General features: G+C 67.6%; 8 protein-coding genes. 2 read left to right on the forward strand and 6 right to left on the reverse strand.

From position 1 onward, the window contains the following. Nucleotides 1–81: 81 nt before the first annotated feature. The 6 genes from DB31_RS51385 to DB31_RS37705 all read right to left on the reverse strand — a co-directional run bounded on the left by DB31_RS51385 (nt 82) and on the right by DB31_RS37705 (nt 5811). Nucleotides 82–1512 carry a choice-of-anchor D domain-containing protein gene (locus tag DB31_RS51385; protein ID WP_169787148.1) on the reverse strand — a complete coding sequence of 477 codons (1431 nt, stop codon included), beginning with the start codon at nt 1510–1512 and terminating at the stop codon, nt 82–84. Further along, the gene (locus DB31_RS49810) at nt 1509–2615 is read right to left on the reverse strand and encodes a vWA domain-containing protein (protein WP_169787146.1); all 1107 of its coding nucleotides are present in this window, start codon (nt 2613–2615) and stop codon (nt 1509–1511) included. Before DB31_RS49810 ends, DB31_RS51385 begins: the two co-directional genes overlap by 4 nt. 81 nt (nt 2616–2696) lie before the next feature. Continuing rightward, the gene (locus tag DB31_RS37690; protein ID WP_044197318.1) at nt 2697–3377 is read right to left on the reverse strand and encodes a PH domain-containing protein; all 681 of its coding nucleotides are present in this window, start codon (nt 3375–3377) and stop codon (nt 2697–2699) included. Further along, nucleotides 3367–4110: a PH domain-containing protein gene (locus tag DB31_RS37695; protein ID WP_044197320.1), complete on the reverse strand. Its 744-nt coding sequence runs from the start codon at nt 4108–4110 to the stop codon at nt 3367–3369. Before DB31_RS37695 ends, DB31_RS37690 begins: the two co-directional genes overlap by 11 nt. Before the next feature lie 63 nt (nt 4111–4173). Beyond that, nucleotides 4174–5103, reverse strand: a complete 930-nt coding sequence (locus tag DB31_RS37700) for an MBL fold metallo-hydrolase (protein ID WP_044197322.1) — start codon at nt 5101–5103, stop codon at nt 4174–4176. A 75-nt stretch (nt 5104–5178) separates the two neighbouring features. After that, nucleotides 5179–5811, reverse strand: a complete 633-nt coding sequence (locus DB31_RS37705) for a DUF5011 domain-containing protein (RefSeq protein WP_240487110.1) — start codon at nt 5809–5811, stop codon at nt 5179–5181. A gap of 380 nt (nt 5812–6191) precedes the next feature. On the opposite strand from DB31_RS37705, the gene DB31_RS37710 reads away from it, so the two are divergent. Together DB31_RS37710 and DB31_RS37715 are read left to right on the forward strand one after the other, a co-directional pair. Further along, nucleotides 6192–6434 (forward strand): hypothetical protein, encoded by a 243-nt coding sequence (locus DB31_RS37710; RefSeq protein ID WP_044197325.1) that lies wholly within the window; start codon nt 6192–6194, stop codon nt 6432–6434. A 154-nt stretch (nt 6435–6588) separates the two neighbouring features. After that, nucleotides 6589–9293 (forward strand): tetratricopeptide repeat protein (locus DB31_RS37715; protein WP_044197327.1); only part of this gene is annotated, 2705 nt, incomplete at its 3' end.

A 9293-nucleotide genomic window follows, 5' to 3' on the forward strand; every position in this document is an offset into this window, starting at 1 on the left:
AGGGCTTTGACTCCGAGCAGGCTCCCCAGGCGAGCACGATCAGTCCGAGAGAGAGCGCTCGCACGGCAACAGAGGCCAGGGTCACGGCACCTCCGTGATGACGCCTGCGGGCCAGCTCACGTCTGCCACGCTCCACGCATCCCCTTGATGCGAGAGCATTCGCCGGAACTCCCCCTTCAACACTCCGCGCTCGTACACGCGCACGGTCGCCGTGCTTCGAGGATCCACAGCCCCGTTCTCCCGGGCGAAGACCACCGCCAGCCGGTAGCTCCCAGGGGCCGGCTCTCCGTAGCCGAACACCTCCGGCCCATATCCCGTGAGCGCATCCCGCAGCAGCTCCGGATCATCCTGAGCCACTCCCAGCGTGCCCCAGTCGGGACGAGGGTTCGCATAGTGGCAGTCGTCCGGGATGCTCCCGAGCGCCGCTCCCGCGTCCCTCAGCACGTGGAGATCCAGATCCGTCACCGCGTTGTCCCAGAACATCTCCACCAGGAGCTGTTGAGCGGGCGCCGCCACCACCTTCGCCCGGGCGGGTGCCACACTCCGAGCCCCTGCCGCATCCGTTACATGCAGCTCCACCTCATATTCACCCGGTACCGCCGCATCCAACCGCAGCACCGTGCGCGCGGCCGCCGGCTCCGCGATGAACGCCTGTGCCCCCACGGGCCGCGAGCGCAACACCCATTGGTACGTCAGCGGCGTGTCCCCATCCGGATCCATCGAGCCCGTCCCATCGAGCACCACCTGCTGTCCCGGCTCGCTCGTGTCCAGCGGCACCACCACGGGCACGGGCGCCCGGTTCACCGAGCCTCGCAGCTCCACCGTGGCCTCACGCCGCCCCGGTGCCGTGGTTCGCAGCAGCACCGCACCGCCCAAGGCTCCCGAAGCTCCCACAGGCGCCGCGCAGCGCACGGTGAGTTGCACGTCGCTTCCCTGCTCTATCACCGCAGGTGTCCGCACCGAGCCCACGAGACTGAAGGCTTCACTCGTGCCCAGGGCAAGGCGGAGATCCTCCAGCACCAGATCCGCCGTGCCTCTTGCGCCGAGCGAGAACGCGCGGGCCACAGCCTGTCCCTCGGGGACGCGGCCAAAGTCGAGCACGGCTGGCTCCAGCTCCAATGCCGCCGCTGTCCGCCCCTCCCCTGTGAGCGCAACCTCCACCACCCCGCGCTCCATGTCGTCCGTTTCCACCACCAACGTGGCCCGGTACACCGCCTCTGTGGGTGGCACGAACGCCACCCGGACCCCCTCCTCGCTCCCCGCACTCACGCTCTCCGGCACCGAGAGCACTCGGAACGGCGCGTCCGCCTCCTGAATGCGGACGCCGTACACTCGCAGCCCCGCGCGTCCCGCGTTGACGAGGGGCACCTCTCCCGTTGCCTCTCGGAGCACGGGCACCGTGCCCAGCTCCAGTGTTGCCGGAGGAGCCACCAGCCGGGGCCGCACCTGCTGCGCCACATCGCCGCCACATGCGGCACACAGCAGCGCAAGTCCAAGCGCCCCCCCCCTCACCGCGTGCCCTCCTCGAAGTACCTCACCTCCACGCGTGCGCCGAGGCCGGGCACGGAGCGGCCCGCGAAGAAGACTGCTCCCCGCTCCGCCTCGTAGCGCCACCCGTCCTGGCCCTCGCGCCGAGGTGTGCATACCGTCCCCAAGGCCTCTGCAGGCTGGCCCTCACAGGCTGTGCGATCCACGGCCTCGCAGTCCGCCACCGCTTCCGCCGAGACTCCGCACGGGTAGCGAACGTGGACCTCGATCGTCTCCGGATCCGGGGTGTGCGACAGCACGAACGTCCGTCGCAGCCCCACCGCACTCGTCGCCAGCGCTCGCAGCGTGTCCGCAAACTCGGCGTCGCAGATGCTCCCCACTTCTCCGCCTGTCAGTCTCGCCAGCTCCTGATAGCGGCTGCCCGGCGTCGCTCCGCAGGCATTCGTGGGCACATCCCCCATGATGGCGGAGGCCACCACCGTGCCGTCATTGCCGACGCCCTGAGCTTGCTCGAACGCCCGCCAGTACGCGCGCAGCTCATAGGGCGAGCGGTCCTCCTCATCCGTGACGAAGACGAGGTACAGGAACGCTCCCGGGCGCAGGAACGGCACGGGGTAGCGCACGGCACAGTCCTCGTGGCAGGCCTCGGTGTCACACCCGGCCTCGCATGTGGCGAGCGCCGCCTTCCACGGTGCTCCCTCCTCCGCCTGCCGCTCCAGCACCAGCCGCGCGGCCTCCAGTCCCGCCTCGTACGCGCTGCCCGAAGTGCCCACCCGCACATTCCGGGCGAAGGCGCTCTCCAGATCCGGCGTGTCCGGCGCCAGCAGCGCGGGCGTGCCCACCAGCTCACCGGGCCGCGCGAAGATGTCCGTCGTCGTGACGGCGAGCCGGAAGTCGATGCTCCCCTGCCGGAACAGGCGAATGAACGCCTGGAAGTTGCGCGCGAGGTTCTCCTGCCTCGGCGCCATCGAGCCCGAGTTGTCCACCACCCACAGCACGTCCACCTTCGAGGCGGACCGCTGCGCATAGGTGTCCACGCGCAACCCCGGTGGGAGCGCGGACACCAGACGGTCATCCCGGCATCCGGTGACAAGAAGCGCCAGGAGGGCGACAGCGGCTCGACGCATGGACACGCGGCACGTTAGCCAATCCCCCGCGCTTGCGCCCGGCAGGAGACGCCCGGCCGCCCTCCCCTCAGCCACAGGCCTTCACCCCAACTCCTCCTTCCGCTCCAGGCGCTTGGCTTGGAGCCAGGCCGCGAGGCGCTCAGCCTCGGGGACATCCTTGAGCGTCAGCAGCTTCAAGGAACGCTCTTCCTCCTTCTGCTCGCTCCTCACGTGCACCGTGCTCACGCCGCGCCGACGCTGGGAGGCTGTGATCTCGACCTCCACCTGGGAGATCTCCGAGTACCGCACGAAGCTCGGCTCTCCTTCTCCGCTCGCCTCGAACCCGTCTTCCTTCAGGTCCCACCCATCCCTCGAGCGGGAGATATCCGCGAAGCGCGCCACGCCCCACGCCACGAACACCCCGAGGAAGATCAGCGCCCACACGCCAAGCTGCTCCCTTCCGAACAGCGCCAGAACTCCCAACGGCGTCAGGAACGGCAGGGCCTCCCGCAACCGGCGCCGCATCGACACATGCGGCAGGATCCGCAGAGGCGGGGCCAACACCTCGGGGAGCCGAGGCAATCTCTGCGGCCGTCCCTCCCTCAGCCTCTCCAGCTCACCGCGCAGCCGGTCCCGCTCGGCCGTCAGCCGCTGAATCTTCTCCCGAAGCCCGGCGTTCTCCCCCGGCAGCGGCCCCAGCGCGCGCCGCTCGGCATTCAGCGTGTCCTCGATCTGCTCGATGGCCTGGGAGACCTCGGGGTCGATAAAGCGCTCACCCGACATGCGCAGCCTCCTTCGGAAGGCGGGCCCGCTCCCGGAGCCACTCGGCGAGCCGCCGCGGATCATCGAGCATGTCGATGTCCACGGTACGGTTCGGATAGTTCACGGCCTTCCCAATGGACGTCGGCACGCCAGGCTTCCAGATGATGCGCACAGAGCCGAACCCAAACAGTCTCTGCAGCCACCCCTGGCGGACCTCCACACTCTGGATCTCCGAGTAGAGGATCTTGCCCTTCAGCGCCTCCGTCCCCTCCAGCGAGAGCCCCTCCTCGTCAAAGCCCCAGGCGGACTGCACGTCGTCATCATCTTCCGGCCCCTGGAGGACGTAGAGGAGCGCCAGGCACAGCAGCAGCAAGCCGCCGTACGTGGCGAGGCGATGCAGCGAGCCGATCACCGAGCTGCCGAAGTAGAGGAAGATCGCCACGCTCGAGGGCAGCATCTTCAGGGCGTAGCGCAGCCGCCCGTAGGCGGTCCGCCGCGAGGGCGTGGCGCGGAAGGGCAACACCAGCTGATCCGGCAGGGAAGAGGCAGGGCGCTCGGCCTCGGCCTGGGCCACCTCGGCCATCCGGCTCAGCCAGCGGACCTCCTGCTCCAGCCGATCCACCTGCTCGGCCAGCTCGGCGTTCTCCCGGGGCAGGGTCTCCCGCTGGCAACGGGTCTCGCGCAGTTCCTCCTGGAGCCGCTCCAGCTCGTCGCGCTGCGAGCGGCCTGAGTCAACCTGGGTCCGGGTGCTCACGCACCGCAGCGTAACAAAGCGCCCGCGCGAGACTCCATGGCCCGTGAGGAGCCCGGAAGAGGCCTACTTCTTCGGAGCCGCCGGCTTGGCGGGCGTAGCGGGCGCGGCGGCCTTCTTCGTCGGCGCCAGCCCCTTGTAGAGCATCTCCAGGTACACGGGCTCCTTGATGAAGAAGTTGCCCCAGCTCTTGTACTTCTCCGGCAGGCCCTCGGCCTTCACCTGCTCCAGCGTCTTGCCCGCATCACGCTTGGCGCGGACGATGGACGTCGTCTCCTTCAGCATGGCCAGCGCGCGTTCCATGTCCTCCTTGGCCGCCATCGGCCCATGGCCCGGGATGATCTTCACGCCCGGCGGCAGGCTCTGGACGATCTTCTCCAGGTTGGCCAGGTAGCCGTCCGGGGTGCCGCCGTTCTCCATGTCGAAGAACGGGAACGTGTCCACGACGAACTGATCGCCCGTGTGCATCACGTTGGAGCCGGTGAAGTACACCACCGTGTCTCCGTCCGTGTGCCCCGCCGGGTAGTGCGTCAGGCGGATCTCCTCGCCGTTGAAGAAGAGGGACATCGCGTTGTCATAGGTGATGACGGGCAGTCCCTCCTTGGGCAGCGCCGGCACCGGGTTGCCGAAGATCTTCTGGTCGTTGGCCAGGCGCACGCGCACCTGATCCTGCGCCACGATACGGGCCTCCTTGCCAAAGGTGGTGTTGCCGCCCGTGTGGTCGAAGTGCCAGTGCGTGTTGAGCACGTACTGCAGCTTCCCCTTGTTCAGCTTGGCGAGGGCCGCCTTGATCTTCTCCGCGAGCGGCTGGAACTGGTCATCCACGATCAGGATGCCGTCCGGGCCCACCGACGCCGCGATGTTGCCACCTTCGCCCGTGAGCATGTGCACGTTGCCAGCGACGGGTGCCGACTTCACCTCGACCTTCGAGAAGTCCTGCTGCTGGGCGAGTGCCAGAGCAGGGACGAACGCCAGGGCCGCAACGAGGGCTTTCATTCGAGAACAACTCCAAGGGTAGAGCGTGTGTGCGCGGCACCTTACCCGCTCTCCCCCCGCGAGGAAGCGGTTTCGCTAGCGGTTCCAGGGGCAGTCCACCACGTTCACCGTGCGCGTCAGCGCCGGCGCCGTGTGGCCCGCTCCATCCGAGAGCTCGTACAGCAGCGTGTAGGTGCCCTCGACCCAGCCGTTCACGTAGCCCGTCTGCACCACCTCGCTCGTGAGATCCCCGTAGCACACGTCCGACGCCGTGAAGCCCGGATCCTCGAAGTTCGTGCCGCACGCGTGCGTGATGTCCGCGTCCCCATTGAGCGTCAGCGTCGGCGTCTGCGTGTCCTGCACATTCACCGTGCGGATGACGTCCGCCGAGTTCCAAGCTTCGTCGTGCGCCGCGTACTGCACGTAGTAGATGCCCTCGGCGCTGGCGTTGGGACCTGGGCCGTACTCGTCATTGCCCGAGTTGTAGGTGATCACCGGCAGCGGGTTGCCCTCCGCATCCGTCGCGGTGGCCCCCGGGTCGCTCCAAGAGTCCACGCCGCACTCCAGCGTCAGCTCCGCGGCGCCGTTGAGCGTCACCGTCACCGCTCCGTCCAGCGACTGGCCCTTCCGCGCCAGCAGCTCCTCTCCCTCCAGGGCCGCACCGCCACAGCCCACCAGGGACAGTCCAAGCGTGCTGATCAGCACCTTCCAGGTCTCGTTGATGCGCATGGTTTCCTCCTCGAGTTCACGCCGGGTTGCTGGAGCCATTGAGCGCCCGCGGAGAGAAAACTGGGAGGTCCTCACCGGTCACAAAAAATGAATGTTCTCAGGAGGTTGGCTGCTCACGTCCAGAGCGCAAATCGAGGTAGCGACCCACCCCAGGTGGGTGGCAGCCGACACCCGATTCCGGACACGCGCTCCGAGCAGGACCGTCCTCCAAAGGGGCCACCGCACACCATGAGCGCGGAAGACTCGAAAGTGCCGTGGTCCCCTGCTTCCACTCCAGAGCGGCAGGCTCCGAGATACAGCCCCATCGTGTTTTTCCCGCGAAACCACTACGCTGCGGACCCATTCGCTCCCCTCTGCTCTTGCCGGACCGGAGAACCCCCATGCGCCGCACAGCTCTCGCCGTTGCTACTGCGTTCGTCCTCGGTGCGCTCAGCCACGCTGCCTATGCCGCCAGCCCTCCGAAGATCGAGGACGGGCTCACGTACCTGCGCTACGCGCTCAACGCGCTCAAGCGCGCCGAGGTGAAGGACAAGGCCACCGCCAGCCGCGACCAAGCCGTCCAGCTCACCGAGAAGGCCATCGAGGAAGTGAACAAGGCCATCAAGGCCAACGCGGAAAAATGATCCGTGCCAAGGGGGTCTCTTTGGACTCCTCACGGGGAGAAACCTTCTTAGGCAACTGGAATTCTCTCCGGGCGATAACCCCCACAAGGGGAGGTGCTGCCACCTCCCGCCCCGGTGAGCCGAACCGGGAGCTCCTGTCTTCACGAGGTACGTCATGTCTGTCAGCAACGTCGGTGGTGGTGGTTCTTCCAACCGGGCGAATGATCGCGATGAGCCCAAGGTCCAACCGAAGCCGAAGGATCCTCCGAAGGCCGAGGGTGCCCAGGCGCAGCAGACGGGCACCAAGACGGCGAAGAACCAGGTCAAGCCCAACCAGGTGAAGCCGAAGTCGGACGGCTTCGAGACCCAGACGAGCTCGTCCAGCCAGCGCAGCCAGCAGCAGGCGATGCTCGGCTCCACCACGGCGCCCGAGAAGACGGAAGCCACTGAGCATGCCCAGGCGGGCGCGCTGGAGAAGCTGGGCCTGACGGCCGAGGACGTGGTGATGGCCGGCAACAACGCCGCGCCGCACCTGGAGAAGGCCGCGCAGGCCGCGGTGAAGGGCAACTACGAGGAGGCGCTCGGGCACCTGAAGGACGCGGCCACCTCGTCGCCGAAGATCGCCGAGAAGGCCGTGCGCGGGCTGGCGCAGAACCTGCCGGACGGCGTCGCCAAGACGCTGCTCACGGACAAGGCGCTCGTGCAGGAGTTGGTGAACAACAGCGCGCTCCACTCCTCCGTGGGTAAGCTCATCAAGAACCCCACGGACCTGGGTGCCGTGCGTGAGCTGGTCGGCAATGACAAGCTCCGTGACGCCACGCTCACCGCGCTGGGCAAGGACCCGGGCGTCCAGGCGCAGCTGGAGAAGATTGGCCTCACGCCTGAGGACCTCGTCCAGGCGGGCAAGGCCGCTCCGAAGCTGATCGAGTCCTTCGAGAAGCTCCAGGCGGGCGATGTGAAGGGCGCCCTCACGGACTTCCAGAAGGCCGTGGAGGCCGCTCCGGATCTGGCCGCCAAGCTGGGCCAGAAGCTGCTCGACAAGGTGCCCCAGGGCATCAAGGACCAGTTCGCCAAGCTCGGCATCACCCCCGAGGCCCTGCAGAAGTCCGGCGACGCCCTCCCCCACCTCTATGACGCCGCCGATGCGGCCGCGAAGGGCGAGTGGCAGAAGTCCTTCGACAGCCTCAAGCAGGCCGCGGGTGCCGCGCCCGAGGTGGTGCAGCAGGCCATCAAGGGTCTGGCCAAGCAGCTCCCCGACAGCCTTGGGGCCGTCAAGTCGCTGCTCACCGACGACGCGTTCGTGAAGGAGCTCGCCACCAACAAGGACCTGCATGATCAGGTCGGCAAGCTCTTCAATGACTCCACGCGCATGGAGGGCCTGCGCGGGCTGCTGGGCAACGACAAGGCCCGCGACGCCGCGCTCACCGCACTGGGCAATGATCCGGGCGTCAAGGCGCAGCTCGAGAAGATCGGCCTGACGCCGCAGGACCTCGTCCAGGCGGGCAAGGCTGCTCCGAAGCTCTGGGACGCCTTCGAGAAGCTCCAGGCGGGCGATGTGAAGGGCGCCCTCACGGACTTCCAGAAGGCCGTGGAGGCTTCTCCGGATCTGTCCGCCAAGCTGGGCCAGAAGCTGCTCGATAAGGTGCCCCAGGGCATCAAGGACCAGTTCGCCAAGCTCGGCATCACCCCCGAGGCCCTGCAGAAGGCCGGCGCGGCTCTGCCCAAGCTCTATGACGCGGCGGATGCGGCGTCCAAGGGTGACTGGAAGGGTGCCTACAGCGCCCTCAAGGATGCCGCCGCTGCTGCTCCGGATGTCGCGACCCAGGCTCTCAAGGGTCTGGCCAAGCAGCTCCCGGACAGCCTTGGCGCTGCCAAGTCCCTGCTCACCAACGATGCGTTCCTCAAGGAGCTCGTCTCCAACAAGGACCTGCAGGGCTCGCTCGAGAAGCTCGTCGGTGGCGACACCAGCGCCATCAAGGACCTGCTGCGCAACGACAAGGCTCGCGACGCCGCGCTCACCGCCATCGGCAATGATCCGGGCATCAAGGCTCAGCTGGAGAAGATCGGCCTGACGCCGCAGGACCTGGTCGCCGCGGGCAAGGCCGCTCCGGCCATCATGGATGCCTTCGAGAAGCTCCAGTCGGGCGACGTGAAGGGCGCCCTGACTGACTTCCAGAAGGCCGTGGAGACCTCGCCCGAGCTGGCCGCCAAGCTGGGCCAGAAGCTGCTCGACAAGGTCCCCCAGGGCATCAAGGACCAGTTCGCCAAGCTGGGTATCACTCCCGAGACGCTCCAGAAGTCGGGCGCCGCTCTGCCCAAGCTCTATGAGGCCGCGGACGCTGCTTCGAAGGGTGACTGGAAGGGTGCCTACAGCGCCATCAAGGACGCGGCGGCCGCCGCTCCGGAGCTGGCGACTCAGGCCCTCAAGGGTCTGGCCAACCAGCTGCCCGACAGCCTCGGCGCTGCCAAGTCCCTGCTCACCAACGATGCGTTCCTCAAGGAGCTTGTCTCCAACAAGGACCTGCAGGGCTCGCTCGAGAAGCTCGTCGGTGGTGACACCAGCGCCATCAAGGACCTGCTGCGCAACGACAAGGCCCGTGACGCCGCTCTCACTGCCATCGGCAACGACCCGGGCATCAAGGCTCAGCTGGAGAAGGCCGGCCTCACCCCTGAGGACCTGGTCGCCGCTGGCAAGGCCGCTCCGGCCATCATGGATGCCTTCGAGAAGCTCCAGTCGGGCGACGTGAAGGGCGCCCTGACTGACTTCCAGAAGGCCGTGGAGACCTCGCCTGAGCTGGCCGCCAAGCTCGGCCAGAAGCTGCTCGACAAGGTCCCCCAGGGCATCAAGGACCAGTTCGCCAAGCTGGGTATTACTCCTGA

Source organism: Hyalangium minutum (genome assembly GCF_000737315.1).
GTDB lineage: Bacteria > Myxococcota > Myxococcia > Myxococcales > Myxococcaceae > Hyalangium > Hyalangium minutum.